Below are 19,515 nucleotides of genomic sequence, written 5' to 3'. Positions count from 1 at the left end.
TTTTGACGATAGCACTCAATCGTCGGAAGTCTTGTGCTTGTACTCGCACAGGTCCTCGATGCGGCAGCTGCCACACTGCGGCTTGCGTGCCTTGCAGACGTAGCGGCCATGCAGGATCAGCCAGTGGTGGGCGTCCAGCAGGTATTCCCTGGGCACGAACTTGAGCAGCTTGCGCTCCACCTCCAGGACGTTCTTCCCCGGTGCGATGTTGGTGCGGTTGGCGACGCGGAAGATGTGCGTGTCCACCGCCATGGCCAACTGGCGGAAGGCGGTGTTGAGCACCACGTTGGCGGTCTTGCGCCCGACGCCGGGCAGGGCCTCCAGGTCCTCGCGGTTCTCCGGCACCCGGCTGCCGTGCTTCTCGATGAGGATGCGGCAGGTCTCGATGACGTTCTTCGCCTTGCTGTTGTACAGGCCGATGGTCTTGATGTACTCCGACAGCCCGTCCACGCCCAGGGCGTAGATGGCTTCCGGGGTGTTGGCCACCGGGTAGAGCTTGGCGGTGGCCTTGTTCACCCCGACGTCGGTGGCCTGGGCGGAGAGGATCACCGAGATGAGCAGTTCGAAGGGCGAGTCGTAGGCCAGCTCGGTCTTGGGGTCGGGGTTGTCTTCTTGCAGACGGCGGAAAATCTCCGCGCGCTTGGCGGCATTCATTCGATCACTCCGGTCACGCGGACGCGCTGGCGCTCTGCGGCGGGTACGTTGCCCGCCTGCGCCTTGGCGCGTTCCGCCAGGCTTTCATCGATACGGTTCTTCAGGGCTATCAGCAGGCCCAGCAGGAGGAAGGCGCCGGGCGGCAGCACAGCGAGCAGGAAGCCCTGGTAATTGGCTATCTGCAGCTTCCAGCCGGCGGCGGCCGGGCCGAACAGCAGGTTCATGTCGGCCAGCAGGGTGCCGTGGCCGATGAGTTCGCGCAAGGTGCCCAGCACCAGCAGCACCAGGGCGAAGCCGGCGCCGGTCATCAGGCCGTCGAAGGCCGCGCGGGCGACGCCGTTGCGCGCGGCGAAGGCCTCGGCGCGGCCGAGGATCACGCAGTTGGTGGTGATCAGCGGGATGAAGATGCCGAGGATCTGGTACAGCTCGTAGGTCCAGGCCTGCATCAGCAGTTCGATGCAGGTGGTCAGCGCGGCGATGATCAGCACGAACACCGGCAGTCGCACCGCCGCGCCGACCCAGCGCCGCGTCGCGGAGATGGCGGCGTTGGAGCAGGCCAGCACGAAGATGGTCGCCAGGCCCAGACCGAGGGCGTTGACCATGGAGTTGCTGGTGCCCAGCAGCGGGCACAGGCCCAGCAGCTGGACCAGGCCGGGGTTGTTCTGCCACAGGCCCTGGCGGGCGATCTCGCGGTAGCTATTCATGTTGTTCGCCTCCGGCCGCCGGCGCCAGCAGCGCGGCCTTGTGCGCGTCGAAATACTGCAGCGCCTTGTGCGTGGCCTTGACCACGGCGCGCGGGGTGACGGTGGCACCGGCGAACTGGTCGAACCGGCCGCCGTCCTTCTTCACCTTCCAGCCGGCCTCGTCCGGGTCGGCCAGGGAGCGGCCGTCGAAGCCGTGCAGCCAGTTGCTCTTGCCCGGCTCGATCTTGTCGCCCAGGCCCGGGGTTTCCTTGTGCGCCACCACGCGCACGCCGAGCAGGCGGCCTTCGGCGCTGACCCCCACCAGCAGCTCGATGGCGCCGCTGTAGCCGTCCGGCGCGGTGGCCGGGAGTATGACGCCGGTGGCGCGGCCCTGCAGGCGGGCGACGAAGGCCTGGGCCGGCTGCGGCTTGCCCAGCAGCTTGGGCTCGAAGACTTCGACGGGGGCGTCCAGCGGGTGGTTGTCGTAGCTGCCCTTGGGCAGCAGTTCCAGCAGCAGGCGCCCGCGCGCCTCGCGCTGGGCCTGCTCGATGCGCGCCTGGGTGAACTGGTGGACCACCGCCACCAGGCCGACGCAGAGCACCGCGAAGGCTCCCAGCAGCAGGGCGTTCTTCAGCATGGAACGGCGGCTGTCGGCCATCTCATTCCCCCAGCTTGAAGCCGCGCTTGGGCTTCTTGTGCCCGTAGGTGCGCGGGCGGGTGTAGTAGTCGATGGTCGGCGCCGCCAGGTTCATCAGCAGCACGGCGAAGGCCACGCCGTCGGGGTAACCGCCCCAGGTGCGGATCACGTAGGTGACGATGCCCACGCCGAGGCCGAACACCAGGCGCCCGCGGTTGCTGGTGGCGCCGGAAACCGGGTCGGTGACGATGAAGAACGCGCCGAGCATGGCCGCGCCGCTGAACAGGTGGAACAGCGGCGAGCCGTGGGAATCCGAGCCCGAGCCGTTCCAGAACAGCAGGCTCATGACGAACAGGCCGCCGAGCATGCCCAGCGGCGCGTGCCAGGTGAACAGCTTGCGCCAGAGCAGGAACAGGCCGCCGGCGAGGAAGGCCAGGTTGACCAGCTCCACGCCGCGCCCGCCGACGTGGCCGAAGGCCGCGCTCTGCGCCGCCAGTTCGTCGATGGTCAGGCTGTGGTTGTTCTTCAGCACGTCCAGCGCGGTGGCGCCGGCCCAGGCGTCCGGCGGCGGCGCGCCCAGGCCGAGGATGCGCGACAGGCCGTCGACCAGGCCGAGGCCGGCGTCTGGGCTGGGCCAGCGCGTCATTTCCAGGGGGAAGGACACCAGCACCACCACGTAGCCGAGCATCGCCGGGTTGAACGGGTTCTGCCCGAGGCCGCCGTACAGGTGCTTGCCGAACACTAAGGCGAAGGCGCTGGCCAGCAGGCTCAGCCACCAGGGCGCGTAGGGCGGCAGGGCCAGGGCCAGGAGCACGGCGGTGACCAGCGCGCTGCCGTCCTTGAGGAATACTGCCAGCGGGCGCTTGCGCAGGTGCAGCATCAGCGCCTCGGTGCCCAGGGCCACCGCGCTGCACCAGAGCAGGTTGAACAGGGTGCCGACGCCGTACAGGGCGATCAGCGCCAGGGCGCCCGGGGCCAGCGCGGCGAGCACTTGCAGCATGACCTTCTGCGTGCGGTTGGCGCCGGTGGCGTGGGGCGAGGAAAAACGCGGCAGGGCCATGGGTCACTCCGTATCGCGCGCGGCCAGCGCGTTTTCCGCCGCCGCCAGGCGCTCGCGCGCGGCGGCCAGGCGGGCTTGGTCGGCGTCTTCGCGCTCGAGCTTCTTGAGGTCGGCGCGGGCGTAGGCCAGTTCGGTCTTGAGGGCGCGGGTGGCGGCGTCCACCGGGCGCTTGTCGATGCGTTGCAGGTCTGGCGCCGGCTTGCCGCTGGCGTCCTCGGCGGCATGCAGCTGGCGCTTGGCCTCGGCCAGGGCTTCGCGCAGCAGGGCCAGTTCGGCATCGCCGGCGCCGTCCTGCTCGGCTTTCCTCAGCTCGGCGCGGCGGCTGACCAGGGCGATCTTGGCTTTCTTCAGGTTCGCCATGCCGTCGCCGGCGGGCTCCGCCTTGGCTTCGGGCGCTGCCTGCAATTGCGCCAGGTGGCGCTCGGCCCGTTCGGCGGCTTCGCGCAGTTGGGCGAGGGGGGCCTGTTGCTGTTCGTCGGGCGCTTCGCCGAAGGCTTTCTCGGACTTCTTCAATTGGGCGCGGGCCATGGCGGCGTCGATCTTCGCCTTCTTCAGCGCCGCTTCGTCGCCGATTGCTGGCTTGGGAGCGGCGGGGGCTGGTTCGGCTTCGGCGGCTTCCAGGGCCTGGCGGGCCTGCTCGGCGGCCTGGCGCAGGACCTCGACCTGGGCGCGCAGTTGTTCGGTGTCGTGGGTGGCCAACTGCTTCTCGGCCTTCTGCAGGGCGACGCGGGCCATGCTGGCTTCGATCTTCAGCCGCTTGAGGTCGGCACCGGCGTTGCCCACGGCCTTCTCCGACTTCACCCGTTCGATGGCCGATTGCGGCGCTTCCGCCACCGGCGCGGCGGCCTGGGCTTCGCGGGCGCGGGCGGCGCGTTCCAGGCGGGCCTGGCGTTCCTCGGCCTTGCGTTGCTCCTCGCGGCGCAGGCGTTCCTGGCGGTGCTCGAAGCGCAGGCGCGAGTGTTCGGCCTTCTGCTGTTTCAACTGCAGTTCGCGGATGTCCGCCTTGGCCGCGCGGTAGTACTGCACCAGCGGGATGCTGGAGGGGCAGACGTAGGCGCAGGCGCCGCACTCGATGCAGTCGAACAGGTTGTAGGCCTGCAACTGCTCGTGGTCGTCGCCCTGGGCGAAGAAGTACAGCTGCTGCGGCAGCAGGCTGGCCGGGCAGGCCTGGGCGCAGTCGCCGCAGCGGATGCACGGCAGGGCGGCGGGCGGCGCCGGCAGCTCCTCGGCGCTGGCGGCCAGCAGGCAGTTGGCGGTCTTGATCAGCGGGGCCTGCAGGTCGCCGAGGGTAACGCCCATCAGCGGGCCGCCCATGAGCAGGCGGCCGAGCCGGCCGCGGTCCAGGCCGGCGAATTCCAGCAGTTCGCCGACCGGCGTGCCAAGCAGCGCCTCGACGTTCATCGGCCGTGCCAGGGCGGCGCCGGTCAGGGTGGTGATGCGTGAGATCAGCGGGCGGCCGAGGATAAGCGCATCGCGCAGCGCCACGACGGTGCCGACGTTGACGCAGACCATGCCGATGTCCGCCGGCAGGCCGCCGCTGGGCACCTCGCGGCCGCTGAGCAGCTGGATCAGCTGGCGTTCGCCGCCGGAGGGGTACTTGGTCGGGACCACCCGCAGTTCGATGGCGCGCTCGCCGATGGCCTGGCGCAGGGACTCGATGGCCTGGGGCTTGTCATCCTCGATGCCGAGCAGCACCTGCTGCGGTTGCAGCAGGTGCATGAGAATTTCGATGCCTTCCACCAGTTCGGCCGCGCGTTCGCGCATCAGCATGTCGTCGGCGCTGATGTAGGGCTCGCACTCGGCGCCGTTGATCACCAGGGTGTGCAGGTCCTCGGCGGCGCGGGCGGCCAGCTTGGCGGCAGTGGGGAAGCCGGCGCCGCCGAGCCCCGCGATGCCGGCCTGGCGGATGCGTTCCAGCAGGGCGGCGGGGCTTTCCTGGCGGTAGTCGGGGCAGGGCTGCAAGGGCGCCCATTCGTCCAGTCCATCGGCGTCGATGACGATGGCTTCGGCCAGCAGGCCGGAGGGATGTGGATAAGGCTGCTCGCCGATCACCACCACCGTGCCGGAGGTCGGTGCATGCACGGCGGCGCTGATGGCGCTGCCGGGGCTGGCGATCATCTGGCCCTTGAGCACGCGCTCGCCGACGTCCACGCAGGGCAGGGCCGGCGCGCCGGTGTGTTGCTGCAGCGGCAGGATCAGCCGGCTGGGCAGTGGCGCCCGGACGATGGGGCCGGCGGTGGATTGTGCCTTGTTGGTCGGCAGATGCAGGCCGCCGGGGAAGTCCCAGGCCTTGGCGTTCATGCGGCCTGCTCCCGGTCGCTGGCGATCAGCCGGGCATCGGGCAGCGGCCATTTCCAGTCGCGCACGCCGACTTCCAGGTCGAGCATGTCGATGCAGTCCACCGGGCAGGGCTCGACGCACAGATCGCAGCCGGTGCATTCGGCTGCGATCACCGTGTGCATCTGCCGCGCGGCGCCGACGATGGCGTCCACCGGGCAGGCCTGGATGCACTTGGTGCAGCCGATGCACTCGGCCTCGCGGATGAAGGCCACACGCGGCGGGGTTTGCGCCGGGGCGTCCAGGGGCGGCGCCTCGACGTCGAGCAGGTCGGCCAGGGCGGCGATGGTGGCGCTGCCGCCGGGCGGGCACTTGTTGATCGCGTCGCCCTGGGCGATGGCCTCGGCGTAGGGCTTGCAGCCGGCATAGCCGCATTGCCCGCACTGGGTCTGCGGCAGCAGGGCGTTGACCTGTTCGGCCACCGGGTCGCCCTCGACGCGGTAGCGCACCGCCGCGTAGCCGAGCAGGGCGCCGCTGGCCAGGCACAGGGCCAGCAGCACACCGACCGCGAGCAGCACGGCGCTCATAGCTTGATCAGACCGGTGAAGCCCATGAACGCCAGGGACATCAGCCCGGCGGTGATCATGCCGATGGCCGCGCCCTGGAACGGCTTGGGCACGTCGGCGATGGCAATGCGCTCGCGCAGGGCGGCGAACAGCACCAGCACCAGGGAGAAGCCCAGCCCGGCGCCGAAGCCCTGGACGCTGGACTGCAGGAAGCCGTACTCGGGCTTGTTGGCGTTGAGCAGGGCCACGCCGAGGACGATGCAGTTGGTGGTGATCAGCGGCAGGAAGATGCCCAGCACGCGGTACAGCAGCGGGCTGCTCTTCTTCACCAGCAGTTCGGTGAACTGCACCACCACGGCGATCACCAGGATGAAGCCGATGGTGCGCAGGTACTCCAGGTCCAGCGGGCGTAGCACGTAGCGCTGCAGGATGTAGCTGCAGATCGAGGCCAGGGTCAGCACGAAGGTGGTGGCCAGGGCCAGGCCGATGGCCGTCTCGATCTTGCGCGACACGCCCATGAACGGGCACAGGCCGAGGAACTGCACCAGCACGAAGTTGTTGACCAGGATGGCGCTGACCAGGATCAGGGCGAGTTCGGTCATGGCCGGGCGCCTCGGGCCGGGCGGTGGCGGAGCTTGGGCATGCTCAGATTCCCGTGATCAGCAGGTCGATGGCGGCGATGATGTCCAACCGCAGGTGCGCCAGGCTGCCCACCGGCTCGCCCAGCTCGCGGCGCGCCACGCCGGCCATCTGCGGGGTGAGCAGCAGCAGGTTCTCGCCCTCCACCGTCACCTCGGGCATCAGCCGGTCGATGCCGGCCAGGCCCTTGCCGCGGCTGAGCGGGATCACCACGCGGGTGTTCAGCGAGGCGAGCAGGTCGCTCTGCACGTCCAGCAGCAGCGGGATGTCTTCGCGGCTGCGCGGGCTGGGGTTGCGGTACAGGTCGAACTGCGGCATCAGAAGCTCCGCAGGTCGTCGGCGAACACGCCGGCGCCCTCCACATGCTGATTGTAGGCGTCTATCGCCTGGCGGTTCTGTTCCAGCCAGCGTTGCCGCAGGCGCTCGCGCACCACGTCGGCCAGCGCTTCCTCCAGCACCGCCGAGAGGTTCACGTCCAGCTCGCGGGCCTGCTTGAGCAGGTCGCTGTTCAGGCTGAGGTTGGTGGCTTTCTTCGGGGCTTGGGGATCGTAGGTCGTGTGCATGGGAACCTCCGAGACGGATGCGCATAGGTTATGCGCATGGTCGTACCCGGGCAAGGCAGAAACGACGACGCCGGCCCCGGGGCCGGCGTCGCGTTCGGCGCGTGCCGCTTACTTCACGCGCTGGCCCGGCTTGGCGCCGCTGTCCGGGCTGAGCAGATAGATTTCCTCGCCGCCGGGGCCGGCGGCCAGGACCATGCCTTCGGAGACGCCGAACTTCATCTTGCGCGGGGCCAGGTTGGCCACGTACAGGGTCAGGCGTCCTTCGAGCTTGCTCGGGTCCGGGTAGGCGCTCTTGATGCCGGAGAACACGTTGCGCTTCTCGTCGCCGATGTCGAGGGACAGGCGCAGCAGCTTGTCGGCGCCCTCGACGAACTCGCACTTCTCGATCAGCGCGATGCGCAGGTCGACGGCGGCGAAGGCGTCGAAGTTGATTTCCGCGGCCAGTGGGTCCTTGGTCAGTTCGCCATTGCCCTTGGGTTGGTTGGCGGCGGCGAGGTCTTCCTTGGAGGCTTCGATCATGGCTTCGATTTTCGCGGGCTCGATACGGGTCATCAGCGGGTTGAACGGGTTCAGCTGGTGGTTGGCCAGCAACTGCTCGTGGTCGCTCCACTTCAGCGGGGCGACGTTGAGGAAGGCTTCGGCGGCCTCGGCCAGCTTCGGCAGCACCGGCTTGAGGAAGATCACCAGCTGGCGGAACAGGTTCACGCCCAGGGCGCAGATGGCCTGGACCTCGGCCTGCTTGCCTTCCTGCTTGTTCAGCGCCCAGGGCGCCTTGTCGGCGATCCAGGCGTTGGCCTGGTCGGCCAGGGCCATGATTTCACGCATGGCGCGGCCGAAGTCGCGGGCTTCGTAGGCGGCGGCGATGCTCGGCGCGGCGGCCTTGAAGGACTCGACCAGCTCCGGCGCCGGATTGGCATCCACCAGCAAGCCGGCGTTGCCCTTGTGGATGAAGCCGGCGCAGCGGCTGGCGATGTTGACCACCTTGCCGACCAGGTCGGAGTTGACCTTCTGCACGAAGTCCTCGAGGTTCAGGTCGAGGTCGTCGACGCCGCGGCCGAGCTTGGAGGCGTAGTAGTAGCGCAGGTATTCCGGGTCCAGGTAGTCCAGGTAGGTGCGCGCCTTGACGAAGGTGCCGCGGGACTTGGACATCTTCTGCCCGTTGACGGTCAGGTAGCCGTGCACGTTCAGCGCGGTGGGCTTGCGGTAGCCGGCGCCTTCGAGCATGGCCGGCCAGAACAGCGCGTGGAAGTTGACGATGTCCTTGCCGATGAAGTGGTACAGCTCGGCCTTGGAATCCTTGTTCCAGAAGGCGTCGAAGTCCAGCTCCGGGCGGCGCGCGCAGAGGTTCTTGAAGCTGGCCATGTAGCCGATGGGCGCGTCCAGCCAGACGTAGAAGTACTTGCCCGGGGCCTCGGGGATCTCGAAGCCGAAGTAGGGCGCGTCACGGGAGATGTCCCATTCCTGCAGGCCGGCGTCCAGCCATTCGGCGATCTTGTTGGCCACCGACTCCTGCAGCGCGCCGCTGCGCGTCCACTGCTTGAGCATGGCGTCGAAGTCCGGGAGCTTGAAGAAGTAGTGCAGCGACTCCTTGAGCACCGGGGTGGCGCCGGAGATGGCCGATTTCGGGTCCTTCAGCTCGGTGGGCGAGTAGGTGGCGCCGCAGGCTTCGCAGTTGTCGCCATACTGGTCGGCGGTGCCGCACTTCGGGCAGGTGCCCTTGATGAAGCGGTCGGCCAGGAACATCTGCTTTTCCGGGTCGAAGTACTGCGTCACCGGGCGCGTGGCGATGTGCCCGGCGTCGCGCAGCTTCAGGTAGATGGCCGAGGACAGCTCGCGGTTCTCTTCCGAGTGGGTCGAGTAGTAGTTGTCGAAGTCCACCAGGAAGGCGGCGAAGTCGGCCATGTGCTCGGCGCGCACGGCGTCGATCAGTTGCTCCGAGGTGATGCCTTCGCGCTCGGCGCGCAGCATGATGGCCGAGCCGTGGGCATCGTCCGCGCAGACGTACACCGCCTGGTTGCCACGCATCTTCTGGAAACGCACCCAGATGTCGGTCTGGATGTATTCCAGCATGTGGCCCAGGTGAATGGAGCCGTTGGCGTAGGGCAGGGCGCTGGTGACGAGGATCTGGCGGTTTTCGGACATGATGCTCAGGCCATTGGGGTAAATCGAGGGAAGTCGGTAACTATATAGGAAGCGGCGAGCTGCAAGCCACAATAGGCTACAGGCGGCGAGCTGCCGGTAGGGGCGACCGGTCGTGCCGAGGTGTTCTGTAGGAGCGAGCTTGCTCGCGAATGGGCCTGTAGCGGACTTTGTTCGCGAGCAAGCTCGCTCCTACGAGAAGCCGTTCCCGCTCGTACGCCGGGAGCGAGGCGCCGTGTTCGCCTGAAGCCTGCCGCCTGCAGCTGCTGTTAGAATGTCCGCCTACCGTGCTCAGCCTTTTTTCGGGAGAACCCATGAGCGTCGTCACCCGCGCCACGGTGGAGGCCGTCCTCCGCCAGATCACCGACCCGCACAGCGGCCAGAACCTGCTCGACGCCGGCTACCTGCGCGATCTCGACATCCAGGGCGGGCGCATCGCCCTGGGCCTGGAGCTGGGCTATGCCTGCGGCCTGTTCAGGAATGGCCTGGCGCAGACCGTGCAGATGGCCCTGGAAGCCCTCGACGGCGTGGACTCGGCCCAGGTGAAGGTGGACGTGAAGATCGCCGCGCACAAGGCCCAGGCCCAGGTGCCGGGCATGAGCAACGTGAAGAACATCATCGCCGTGGCCTCCGGCAAGGGCGGCGTGGGCAAGTCCACCACCGCCGCCAACCTGGCCCTGGCGCTGGCCCGCGAAGGGGCGAAGGTGGGCATCCTCGACGCCGACATCTACGGCCCCAGCCAGGGCATCATGTTCGGCATTCCCGAGGGCACCCGGCCGAAGGTGCGCGAGCAGAAGTGGTTCGTGCCGCTGGAGGCCCATGGCGTGGAAGTCATGTCCATGGCCTTCCTCACCGACGACAACACCCCGGTGGTGTGGCGCGGGCCGATGGTTTCCGGCGCGCTGCTGCAACTGATCACCCAGACCGCCTGGAACGACCTGGACTACCTGGTGATCGACATGCCGCCGGGCACTGGCGACATCCAGCTGACCCTGGCGCAGAAGGTCCCGGTGGCCGGCGCGGTGATCGTCACCACCCCGCAGGACCTGGCCCTGCTCGATGCCAGGAAGGGCGTGGAGATGTTCCGCAAGGTCAACATCCCGGTGCTGGGCGTGGTGGAGAACATGGCGGTGCACATCTGCTCCAACTGCGGCCACGCCGAGCACCTGTTCGGCGAGGGCGGCGGCGAGAAGCTGGCGGCGCAGTACGGCGTGGATCTGCTGGCCTCGCTGCCGCTGTCCATGGCCATCCGCATGCAGGCCGACGGCGGCAAGCCGACGGTGATCGCCGACCCGGAAAGCCAGTTGGCGATGATCTACCAGGAAATGGCCCGCTGCGTGGGCGCGCGCATCGCTCTGAGCGAGAAGGACGCGCCGGCGATGCCGAGCATCTCCATCAGCGAGGACTGATCAAGGGCGCGGCCTGGCGGCCGCGCTCGTCATTTGCCGGACGCCATGGCCGCGGTGGCCTCAGTTGACCTTCAGCTTGCCGCCACGGCCCAGCCCGCCCTCGACGCTCTGGGCCTTGTAGTCCTGCAGGGACACGACCATCTTGTTCCAGGCATCGATGAAGGCGACCACCGTGGCCTTGCCTTCGGGCGTGCGGGAAAAGCCGCCCAGCCCTCCGCCGACGCCACCGCCGAAGCCGGCCAGCGCGGCTCCGTAGTTGGTCGCGGTCGAGTTGCCTTCGGCTGCGGCGATCTGCACCGAGGAGCGAATGTCGAACAGCGAGAGCGTGACCACCGAGGCCTTGGTTTGCAGCGCGCCGGCGAGTTGGCCGATGGCGGCGTTGCCGATCAGCCCGCCGAGGGTTCCGGCCAGGCCGCCAATGGCGGAGTCGTTGATGATGATCTGCGGTTCCAGGTAATAGTCGGCGGCGACCCGCTGGCCCTTGTGCTGTTTAGAACCGGCACGGTATTCGCCGGATAGCCGCTGTATCTCGGTGATGCGCGAGAGGCGGGCGTCGGATCGCTGGTTGCCGATCGAGGTGATGACGAAGCAGTTCGATTGCTGTACCGCCAGGCGCAGCAGGGGTTCGATGGAGGTCATCTGCGTGGCGCTGCCGAAGGGGCCGTACCAGTCGGCCTCGCGCCCGTCGTCCACGGCGATGGTGCCCAGTGGCTTGTCGCAGCGCTGCAGCGATTGCTGCGCGCCGTTGCTGTTGCCGCCGGCCGCCGCGCCGGAAACCCCGGCATGCTGTCCCCCCGGCGAGATCAACCCCCCGCCCAGTGCCGCGCATCCATTCAATGTGCCGGCAATGGCCGCGCCCAGCATGTATTTAACAATGCTCTTCGATTTTGATTTCATGTTGTTTTGCCGTTTGGTGTTGGGGGGTGTTTGTTCTTCTGCCAGTTGCCGTTGCGGAAACTTTCGACTTGTGACTTCCAGCTAGCGCCAGTGCCAGTTGTCATCCCGCCAATAACTGCGATAGGGATAGGCCGAGTACCAATAGCGCAGGGTCATTTCCCGCCAGTCGCTCTTCCACTTGAAATAGGCGGCTTCGGAACTTTTGGCGGCGCGGGCCTGGGCCAGGAGTTGCATCGACTCCTGATCGCCTCGGCCCGCGGCCATCGCCAGCCATTTCTCGGCTTCCTGCGGGTCCGCGCCCATTTCCTCGAGGCCGCCCAGGTAGAGGCCACCGAGGGCCTTCTGCGCCTCCAGGTCCCCACGCTCCGCGGCGCTGCGCATCCACTGCAGCGCCTGGTAGCTGTCCTGGGCCACACCATCCCCGCGGAAATAGCGCAGCCCCAGGTCGTAGGCCGCGCGCGGGTCGGTGGCGGCGAGGGACAGGAGCGCGCTCGAGGCTCGGTTCGCGTCGGTATCCGTGGAGTTATTGCCGGCAGCTGAAGATGACGCCGGGGGCAGTTGTGCTCCACAGCCTTGTTCATCGCAAACCGGTTTCGGGTCGTTTGTCGCGCACGCAATTAGCAATAAGGGAAACAGCAGGAGGGGAATCTTTGGATTCATGGGAGTTCCCTGCGGGGCGTTTATTGTGATTTCCGCTGTAGGCAACTTATGGCGGGGCAGGGGGCAAAGTATCTTTCACGTCCGGTTCAAGGTGCAGGTGAAGTTTCTTTTGAGTCTTGTGAGATTTTTCTTAAAAAGTTGGAAGTATCTCGGCAATATCTGAAATACGCGTTGGCCCGCTACCCTCGCGGCCAGCATTCGTGTGTTGCTGGACAGTCTTCGGCGGGCCCGTGTGCAACGCGTTTTCGACGTTGGTCATGCAGCCTTTGCTGCCGACGGGCGCTGCCGGTAAGATTCGCGTTTCTTTTTCAGCAGCTACGGGACGCCCGCCATGAGCATCAAATCGGACAAGTGGATTCGCCGCATGGCCCTGGAGCACGGGATGATCGAGCCCTTCGTCGAGCGCCAGATCCGCGGCGCCGACGACAGCCGGGTGATCTCCTACGGCGTCTCCAGCTACGGCTACGACGTGCGCTGCGCCGCGGAATTCAAGGTGTTCACCAACATCCACTCGGCGGTGGTGGACCCGAAGAACTTCGACGAGAAGAGCTTCGTCGACATCAACAGCGACGTCTGCATCATCCCGCCGAACTCCTTCGCCCTGGCGCGCACCGTGGAATACTTCCGCATCCCCCGCGACGTGCTGACCATCTGCCTGGGCAAGAGCACCTACGCCCGCTGCGGCATCATCGTCAACGTCACCCCGCTGGAGCCGGAGTGGGAAGGCCACGTGACCCTGGAGTTCTCCAACACCACCAACCTGCCGGCGAAGATCTACGCCCACGAGGGCGTGGCGCAGATGCTGTTCCTGCAGTCGGACGAGGCCTGCGAGGTGTCGTACAAGGATCGTGGGGGCAAGTACCAGGGGCAGACTGGTGTGACGCTGCCCAAGGCCTGAGGCTTTAGGCGGATGCGAGAAACCGGGCTTTGGCCCGGTTTTTTGTTGCCTGGCGGTTGGCGCGGAGCAGTCCTGGACGCAGCGACCATCTTGCCGGCTGCGCCGTGGCGCTTTTCGTAGGATGGGTTGAGCCTGCGAAACCCATGCTGCCGTGGCGATGGGTATCGCTTCGCTCAACCCATCCTACGACTGAGCCCCCCCTCACTTCAGATTCCCACTGAGAAACTGCCGCAACCGCTCGCTCTTCGGCTGACCCAGCACCTCCTGCGGCGGCCCCTGTTCCTCGACGCGGCCCTGGTGGAGGAACAGCACCTGGCTGGAGACCTCGCGGGCGAAGGCCATTTCGTGGGTCACCAGGATCATGGTGCGGCCTTCCTCGGCCAGGGCCTTGATCACCTTGAGCACCTCGCCCACCAGTTCCGGGTCCAGCGCCGAGGTGGGTTCGTCGAACAGCATGATCTCCGGCTCCATCGCCAGCGCGCGGGCGATGGCCACGCGTTGCTGCTGGCCGCCGGAGAGGAACGCCGGGTACTTGCCGACCACCTGTTCCGGCAGGCCGACCTTGTTCAGGTAGGCGCGGGCGCGCTCCTCGGCTTCCTTGCGCTCCACGCCGAGCACCCGGCGCGGCGCCAGGGTGACGTTCTCCAGCACCGTCAGGTGGCTCCACAGGTTGAAGTGCTGGAACACCATGGCCAGGCGCGTACGGATGTGTTGCAGCTGCGCCGCGTCGGCCACGCGCATGCCGCCGGGGCTGGCGACCATGCGGATTTCCTCGCCGTCCAGGCTCATGCGGCCTTCGTCGGGCTGTTCGAGGAAGTTGATGCAGCGCAGGAAGGTGCTCTTTCCCGAGCCGCTGGCGCCGATCATGCTCACCACGTCGCCGGTGCGGGCTTCCAGGGACACGCCCTTTAGCACCTCGTTGTCGCCGTAGCGCTTGTACAGGGCGTCGATCTTCAGTGTGGTCATGGAGTCCTCAGGTTACGGCCGCCGCGCGGCCGGGATGGGGTTCAGCCATGGCTGGGGCCGAGGAAGGCCAGCCAGCGGCGTTCGGCGAGGCGGAACAGGCCGACCAGGGTGAAGGAGGTCACCAGGTACAGCGCCGCGGCTATGCCGAAGGACTGGAAGGAGAGGAAGGTGGCGGCGTTGGCGTCGCGGGCGATCTTCATGATGTCCGGCACCGTGGCGGTGAAGGCCACGGTGGTGGAGTGCAGCATGAGGATCACCTCGTTGCTGTAGTAGGGCAGCGAGCGGCGCAGCGCCGAGGGCATGATCACGTAGCGGTACAGGCGCCAGCCGCTCAGGCCGTAGGCGCGGGCCGCTTCCACCTCGCCGTGGGCGGTGTTGCGGATGGCCCCGGCGAATATCTCGGTGGTGTAGGCGCAGGTGTTCAGGGCGAAGGCCAGCAGCGTGCAGTTCAGGCCGTTGCGGAAGAAGGCGTCGAGGATCGGCTGCTCGCGCACCGCCGCCACGCTGTAGATGCCGGTGTAGCAGACCAGCAGCTGGATGTAGAGCGGCGTGCCGCGGAACACGTAGGTGTAGAACTGCACCGGCCAGCGCAGCAGCGGGTTGCGCGAGACGCGGGCGATGGACAGGGGAATGGCGAAGGTGAAGCCGAAGGCGATGGACACCGTCAGCAGCCAGAGCGTCATGGCCAGGCCGGTGATGTGGTAGCCGTCGGTCCAGAGGAAGGCCTTGCCGTACTGCTGCAGCAACTCGATCATCGCAGGGCCTCGCGCACACCGATGGCGTAGCGGCGCTCAAGGGCGTTGAGCACGATGTTGGAGACAGTGGTGAAGAGCAGGTAGATGGCTCCGGCCACCAGCAGGAAGAACAGCAGGCGGTAGCTGCTCTTGCCGGCGTCCTGGGCGGCGCGCACCACGTCGGAGAGGCCGATGATGGAGACCAGCGCGGTGGACTTGATCAGCACCATCCAGTTGTTGCCCACCCCCGGCAGGGCGAAGCGCATCATCTGCGGGAAGAGCACGAAGCGGAAGCGCTGCAGGCGCGTCAGGCCGTAGGCGCTGGCCGCCTCCAGCTGGCCGCGCGGCACGGCGAGGATGGCGCCGCGGAAGGTCTCGGTGAAGTAGGCGCCGTAGATGAAGCCGAGGGTGATGATGCCGGCGCTGAAGGGGTCGATCTCGATGTAGTCCCATTCCATGTAGTCGGTCAGGTCCGCCAGCCAGGTCTGCAGGCTGTAGAAGATCAGCAGCATCAGCACCAGGTCGGGCACCCCGCGGATCAGCGTGGTGTAGCAGGTGGCGGGGAAGCGCAGCAGCCTGGAGCCGGACAGCTTGGCGCTGGCGCCCAGCAGGCCGAGGGTCACCGACAGCAGCAGCGAGCAGATCGACAGCTTGACGGTCATCCAGGTGCCGTCGAGGAGGATGGAGCCGTAGCCCTTGAGGCTCATGGTCTCGGCCAGGGTACGGAAGAAGTCCTGGAGCATGCGCAGGCAACTCCTTGTGCGGCGTTATCAGCAGAATAGACCGCGCCCGGCAGCCGCCAAGGCTGCCGGGCGCGGTGGCGCGGGTCAGTCGTTGTAGATGTCGATGTCGCCGAAGTATTTCTTCTGCAGCTTGTCGTAGGTGCCGTCGGCGTGGATCGCCTTGATGCCCTTGTTGATCATCTCGCGCAGTTCGTTGTTGCCCTTCTTGATGCCGATGGCGATGTCGGCCGGCATCAGCGGGTCATGCACCGGCTTGCTGATCTCGAAGCCCTTGCCCTGGTCGGTGGTGAGGAAGCCCTGCTCGGCCTGCAGCATGTCCTGCAGCGAGACGTCCAGGCGCCCGGACACCAGGTCGGCGTAGACCTGGTCCTGGTTCTGGTAGCTCTTCACGTTGACCCCGGCCGGCTCCAGCTTGGCCTTGGCGAAGGTTTCCTGGATGGTGCCCTGCTCGACGCCGACGGTCTTGCCCTTGAGCGATTCGGCGGTGGCTTCCAGGCCCGAGCCCTTCTTGCTGATCATCGCGGTGGGGCTGGTGAACAGCTTGTCGCTGAAGTCGATTTCCTTCTGGCGCGCCTCGGTGACGGTCATCGAGGAGATCACGCCATCGAACTTGCGAGCCTTCAGGCCCGGGATCATGCCGTCGAAGTCGTTGGCCATCCACACGCACTTGACCTTCAGGTGCTCGCAGATGGCGTTGCCCAGGTCGATGTCGAAGCCGACCAGGCTGCCGTCCGGCGCCTTGGACTCGAAGGGTGCGTAGGACGGGTCGGTGGCGAAGCGGATTTCTTTCCATTCCTTGGCCTGCAAGGCTCCGGCGCCAGCCAGCAGCACCAGGGCGGAGAGGGTCAGCCATGCTTTTTTCATCGGTTGGAATCCTTGGTGGTTGATTCAAGCAGTGGAACCAAAGGCATAACATCAATGTGACAGCAAGTTTCGAACCAGGGGCGCAACCACGGGCCTCGGCGGTAGGAGACGGACGACGGGCGCGTTCCTACGACAGGTATAGCAGCCGGTCGGGGAAGGGATGCCCCAAGACGGGGCGAGGGGGCGGGGTTTTCGGTAACAGCCTGGTGCGCCGATTGTGGCGCAGGCACCAAAAAGAAAGGCACCCGAGGGTGCCTTGAAGATGATCATGGAGTAAGTCGACTAATCCGACCCGCCGGCGCGGTGGAAGTTCCGCGCCGCGCGCTCATTTCTGCGGGACGAGGGTCAGGCGCTTGCTGCCGTAGACGCGGTCGAGGTTCTGGCTCTGGAACGGGAAGCTCATGTAGTCGCCCTTCAGCCAGGCGTCGATGCCGTCGGCGTAGTGTGGGCTGGCCGGGTTGCCGGACTGGCCGCTGCTGTTGAGCCCGAGCATGGGCTCGCTCTGGCCGAAGTCGACGACGATGCGCATGGCCGGGATCAGCCAGGTGTCGAAGTTCTGGCCCCAGTTGTAGGCGGAAACGTTCAGCGTGCTGTGGTCGCCGCCGGCCGGGTAGGGGCCGCGGTCCAGGTAGCCCTTGATGGCGCCTAGGCCGGCGCGCTGTCCGGCGTCCAGGTAGGGCGCCATCTTGGTGCTGTCGCTGACCCAGTTGTAGGTGTGCAGCTTGCCCCACTGCCAGGCATGGCGGTCGCTGCCCAGCTTCTGTTCGCAGAAGGCGGTGGCGGCGGCCAGGCTGCGCGCGAGGATGGCCGGCTTGTCTTCCTTCTGCGGCGTCTTCACGTCGTCCCAGAAGGGGCTGTCGTCGCGGCCCAGCAGGTGGTCGGCCTGGGCCGAGTAGGAGAGGTCGGCGTTCTGCACGAAGGCCTTCCAGGCCGGGCTGTCTTCCGGGCCGAGTTCGTCGAGGAAGATCTGCTTCGCGCTTTCCTGCAGGAAGGCCTCGTAGAGGGCTGCGTCGGCGGAGCTGGCGGAGAGCTTGCCGTCGAAGGCCATCAACCGGTCCAGGGCCTCGCGGGCGCGCTCGCGCTGGCCTTCGGGCAGCGCCTGGATCGCCTGTTTCAGCGGCGCGGCCATGCCGGGCGCGTCGAGCATGCCCTGCAGCTTGGCGGCGAAGGGCGTGGTCTGGTCGTACTGCATGGCGATCATGCTGCGCGCGTCGTGGCGGTTGCTGGCGTTGGCCAACTGGGCGATGCGCTCGGCGCGTTCGGGGTAGTACCAGGAGCTGGACAGCTGCGCGCCGTAGCCGGGCTGCACGGTGCGGTTGTTGGCGGTGCCCAGCCAGCCCTGCTGCGGGTCCTGGTCGGAGGGATGGAGGATCGGGTCGGCATAGCCGTCCCAGTCGTAGCGCCCGTCCCAGCCCGGGGAGGGCAGCAGGCCGCGGCCGTCCTTGCGGTTGGGGAAGCGCCCGGTGACCTGCCAGCCGATGTGCTTCTCGTCGGCGAACACGATGTTCAGCGGCATGGCGCGTATTTCGCGGGTGGCGTCGAAGGCCTGCTCGACGCTCTTGGCCCGGGACAGGTCGAAGAACGCGTCCAGGCTCTTGTCCGACACCGCCTGGATGCTCTGGTAGGCCAGGCCGTAGCCGCTGGACAGCGGTAGTGGCTGCAGGTCGTTCTTCTTCGCGCCGAGCAGGGCGCTGTTGAGCAGCGGGCCGTGGCGGGTTTCGTAGATGGTCTCGCGCACCGGGCGCTGGCCCTTGATGAAGAAGGTCTCGACGCGCTCGCTGGCCGGCTTCCACTGGCCGTCGGCCAGGTAGTAGAGCTTGCCGCCCTGGCGCCGTACCTGTTCGAGGAAGACGTCCTGGTTGTCGCCCATGACCATGGTCATGCCCCAGGCCAGCTTGCCGTTGAAGCCGGCCACCACGCCGGGCACGCCGGCGATGGTGACGCCTGCGGCGCTGTACTTCGGCGAGCGGATCTGCATGAAGTTCCAGATCGACGGCATCGACAGCGGCAGGTGGGTGTCGTTGGCCAGCAGGCTCTTGCCGCTGCGGCTGCGCTGCGGGGCGATGGCCCAGTTGTTGGAGGCGGCCACGCCGAGCATCTGCAGCCCGGCCACGGCCTGGGCGGCGCCACCGACCTCGGCCAGGCCGGGAATCTGCCCGGCGAGGTTCAGGCCCTTGAGCTTGTCGGCCTCGGCGAAGGGCAGTTCCTCGTCGGGGTAGATGGGCGTGAGCCAGGCGAGCTTCCCGGCGCCGACCTTCTGCGCGAGCACCAGGGAATCCAGTTCTTCCTGCAGGTTCACCGCCAGGCCGAAGTTGAGCAGGGCGAAGACCAGCGCCGAATCCTCGGGTTTCCAGTATTCCGGGCGGTAGCCGGACTCGGCGATGTCCATCGGCAGCTTGTCGCGGTAGCGGAACAGGTAGGCGTTGACGCCGCGCGTGTAGGTTTCGAAGAAACGCTTCAGGCGCGGCGAGGAGCCGGTGTAGAGGGCATTGGAGGCCTGCCTGAGGTTGACCGTGCGCATGAAGCGGTCGATCTCCAGGGCGCCCGGCCCGACCATCTCCGACAGCCGCCCCTGGGCCATCAGGCGCAGGCCGACCATCTGGCCGATGCGGTCGCTGGCATGCACGTAGCCCATGGCGAAGAGCGCGTCGTGGAAGGTGCTGGTCTCGATCAGCGGCATGCCCAGGGCATTGCGGCGCACCGATACGCTTTCGGCCAGGCCCTTGAGCGGCTGCACGCCGGAGGTGGGCGGCAGGCTGCCGGCGTAGCGGTCGTTCAGCCAGGTCTGACAGCCAGTCAGGCTGACGGCGGCGCTGAGGGTGGCGGCGAGGCCGAGTCGGGGAAGCGGGCGGAAGGCTCGCGAGGCCATGGAAGCGTGCTCCTGCACAGGGCTTGCGGAAAGCCGCTACGTTAGAGAGGCGCGCACCTTCGCGCAAGCCGCGGGGCAGGGAATTCGCGGGGTGTGGGTGGTTCGGGAGGGTGGGCGCGGGGATGCTCGCGATGGGTGTTCGTGCCACCAGGGCGTCCGGCGTGGCCGGCGAGTCCAATCGCGGACGGAGTCCGCTCCTACGCCCGTGCTTCCCTGGAACTGTAGGAGCGGACTCTGTCCGCGATTCGTGCGGATAA

At 67.3% G+C, this 19,515-nt stretch carries 19 protein-coding genes; 2 read left to right on the top strand and 17 right to left on the bottom strand.

The window, feature by feature from the left end; translation table 11 throughout:
• Nucleotides 1–15 precede the first annotated feature (15 nt).
• From nth to metG, 10 genes are all read right to left on the bottom strand, one after another.
• Nucleotides 16–654 (bottom strand): endonuclease III, encoded by a 639-nt coding sequence (nth, locus tag BM060_RS01580; RefSeq protein WP_074976684.1) that lies wholly within the window; start codon nucleotides 652–654, stop codon nucleotides 16–18.
• Nucleotides 651–1,358 (bottom strand): electron transport complex subunit E, encoded by a 708-nt coding sequence (locus tag BM060_RS01575; protein ID WP_074976681.1) that lies wholly within the window; start codon nucleotides 1,356–1,358, stop codon nucleotides 651–653. The genes nth and BM060_RS01575 overlap by 4 nt, the downstream gene beginning before the upstream one ends.
• Nucleotides 1,351–1,995 carry an electron transport complex subunit RsxG gene (gene rsxG, locus BM060_RS01570; protein ID WP_074976678.1) on the bottom strand — a complete coding sequence of 215 codons (645 nt, stop codon included), beginning with the start codon at nucleotides 1,993–1,995 and terminating at the stop codon, nucleotides 1,351–1,353. Before rsxG ends, BM060_RS01575 begins: the two co-directional genes overlap by 8 nt.
• 1 nt (nucleotide 1,996) lies before the next feature.
• Nucleotides 1,997–3,034 carry an RnfABCDGE type electron transport complex subunit D gene (locus tag BM060_RS01565; RefSeq protein ID WP_074976676.1) on the bottom strand — a complete coding sequence of 346 codons (1,038 nt, stop codon included), beginning with the start codon at nucleotides 3,032–3,034 and terminating at the stop codon, nucleotides 1,997–1,999.
• 3 nt (nucleotides 3,035–3,037) lie between these two features.
• Nucleotides 3,038–5,335, bottom strand: a complete 2,298-nt coding sequence (gene rsxC / locus BM060_RS01560; protein ID WP_074976673.1) for an electron transport complex subunit RsxC — start codon at nucleotides 5,333–5,335, stop codon at nucleotides 3,038–3,040.
• Nucleotides 5,332–5,898 (bottom strand): electron transport complex subunit RsxB, encoded by a 567-nt coding sequence (gene rsxB, locus BM060_RS01555; RefSeq protein WP_074976670.1) that lies wholly within the window; start codon nucleotides 5,896–5,898, stop codon nucleotides 5,332–5,334. Before rsxB ends, rsxC begins: the two co-directional genes overlap by 4 nt.
• On the bottom strand, nucleotides 5,895–6,479 hold the full coding sequence (rsxA, locus tag BM060_RS01550) for an electron transport complex subunit RsxA (protein ID WP_043315811.1): 585 nt from the start codon (nucleotides 6,477–6,479) through the stop codon (nucleotides 5,895–5,897). Before rsxA ends, rsxB begins: the two co-directional genes overlap by 4 nt.
• Nucleotides 6,480–6,522: 43 nt before the next feature.
• A complete protein-coding gene (locus BM060_RS01545) occupies nucleotides 6,523–6,834 on the bottom strand; it encodes a CcdB family protein (protein ID WP_074976667.1) in 312 nt (103 codons plus the stop codon).
• Entirely contained in the window at nucleotides 6,834–7,079 is a 246-nt protein-coding gene (locus tag BM060_RS01540; protein WP_074976665.1) for a type II toxin-antitoxin system CcdA family antitoxin, read from the bottom strand. Before BM060_RS01540 ends, BM060_RS01545 begins: the two co-directional genes overlap by 1 nt.
• A 108-nt stretch (nucleotides 7,080–7,187) precedes the next feature.
• The gene (metG, locus tag BM060_RS01535) at nucleotides 7,188–9,221 is read right to left on the bottom strand and encodes a methionine--tRNA ligase (protein ID WP_074976663.1); all 2,034 of its coding nucleotides are present in this window, start codon (nucleotides 9,219–9,221) and stop codon (nucleotides 7,188–7,190) included.
• 311 nt (nucleotides 9,222–9,532) lie between these two features.
• Between metG and apbC the strand changes: the two genes are divergently transcribed.
• Entirely contained in the window at nucleotides 9,533–10,627 is a 1,095-nt protein-coding gene (apbC, locus tag BM060_RS01530) for an iron-sulfur cluster carrier protein ApbC (protein WP_074976661.1), read from the top strand.
• A gap of 60 nt (nucleotides 10,628–10,687) precedes the next feature.
• Here the strand turns inward: apbC and BM060_RS01525 are convergent, their stop codons facing one another.
• Together BM060_RS01525 and BM060_RS01520 are read right to left on the bottom strand one after the other, a co-directional pair.
• The gene (locus BM060_RS01525; protein WP_074976658.1) at nucleotides 10,688–11,524 is read right to left on the bottom strand and encodes a hypothetical protein; all 837 of its coding nucleotides are present in this window, start codon (nucleotides 11,522–11,524) and stop codon (nucleotides 10,688–10,690) included.
• An 81-nt stretch (nucleotides 11,525–11,605) separates the two neighbouring features.
• Complete coding sequence (locus BM060_RS01520) at nucleotides 11,606–12,184, bottom strand: tetratricopeptide repeat protein (protein WP_074976655.1); 579 nt, start codon at nucleotides 12,182–12,184, stop codon at nucleotides 11,606–11,608.
• 331 nt (nucleotides 12,185–12,515) lie between these two features.
• On the opposite strand from BM060_RS01520, the gene dcd reads away from it, so the two are divergent.
• Complete coding sequence (gene dcd, locus BM060_RS01515) at nucleotides 12,516–13,082, top strand: dCTP deaminase (RefSeq protein WP_074976654.1); 567 nt, start codon at nucleotides 12,516–12,518, stop codon at nucleotides 13,080–13,082.
• Between the two features lie 201 nt (nucleotides 13,083–13,283).
• Here dcd and BM060_RS01510 read toward each other — a convergent pair whose 3' ends face one another.
• The 5 genes from BM060_RS01510 to BM060_RS01490 form a co-directional block, all read right to left on the bottom strand.
• Nucleotides 13,284–14,048, bottom strand: coding sequence for an ABC transporter ATP-binding protein (locus tag BM060_RS01510; protein ID WP_074976652.1), 765 nt, complete (start codon nucleotides 14,046–14,048; stop codon nucleotides 13,284–13,286).
• Between the two features lie 41 nt (nucleotides 14,049–14,089).
• Nucleotides 14,090–14,803 carry an ABC transporter permease gene (locus BM060_RS01505; protein ID WP_074976650.1) on the bottom strand — a complete coding sequence of 238 codons (714 nt, stop codon included), beginning with the start codon at nucleotides 14,801–14,803 and terminating at the stop codon, nucleotides 14,090–14,092.
• Nucleotides 14,800–15,525: an ABC transporter permease gene (locus BM060_RS01500; RefSeq protein ID WP_009620704.1), complete on the bottom strand. Its 726-nt coding sequence runs from the start codon at nucleotides 15,523–15,525 to the stop codon at nucleotides 14,800–14,802. The genes BM060_RS01505 and BM060_RS01500 overlap by 4 nt, the downstream gene beginning before the upstream one ends.
• A gap of 84 nt (nucleotides 15,526–15,609) precedes the next feature.
• A complete protein-coding gene (locus tag BM060_RS01495) occupies nucleotides 15,610–16,389 on the bottom strand; it encodes an ABC transporter substrate-binding protein (protein ID WP_074976648.1) in 780 nt (259 codons plus the stop codon).
• A gap of 325 nt (nucleotides 16,390–16,714) precedes the next feature.
• Nucleotides 16,715–19,258 (bottom strand): penicillin acylase family protein, encoded by a 2,544-nt coding sequence (locus tag BM060_RS01490; RefSeq protein ID WP_074976645.1) that lies wholly within the window; start codon nucleotides 19,256–19,258, stop codon nucleotides 16,715–16,717.
• Nucleotides 19,259–19,515 lie beyond the last annotated feature (257 nt).

It is taken from the genome of Pseudomonas citronellolis, from assembly GCF_900112375.1.
Taxonomy (GTDB): domain Bacteria; phylum Pseudomonadota; class Gammaproteobacteria; order Pseudomonadales; family Pseudomonadaceae; genus Pseudomonas; species Pseudomonas citronellolis.
This window is presented reverse-complemented; position numbering and strand designations above follow the sequence as displayed.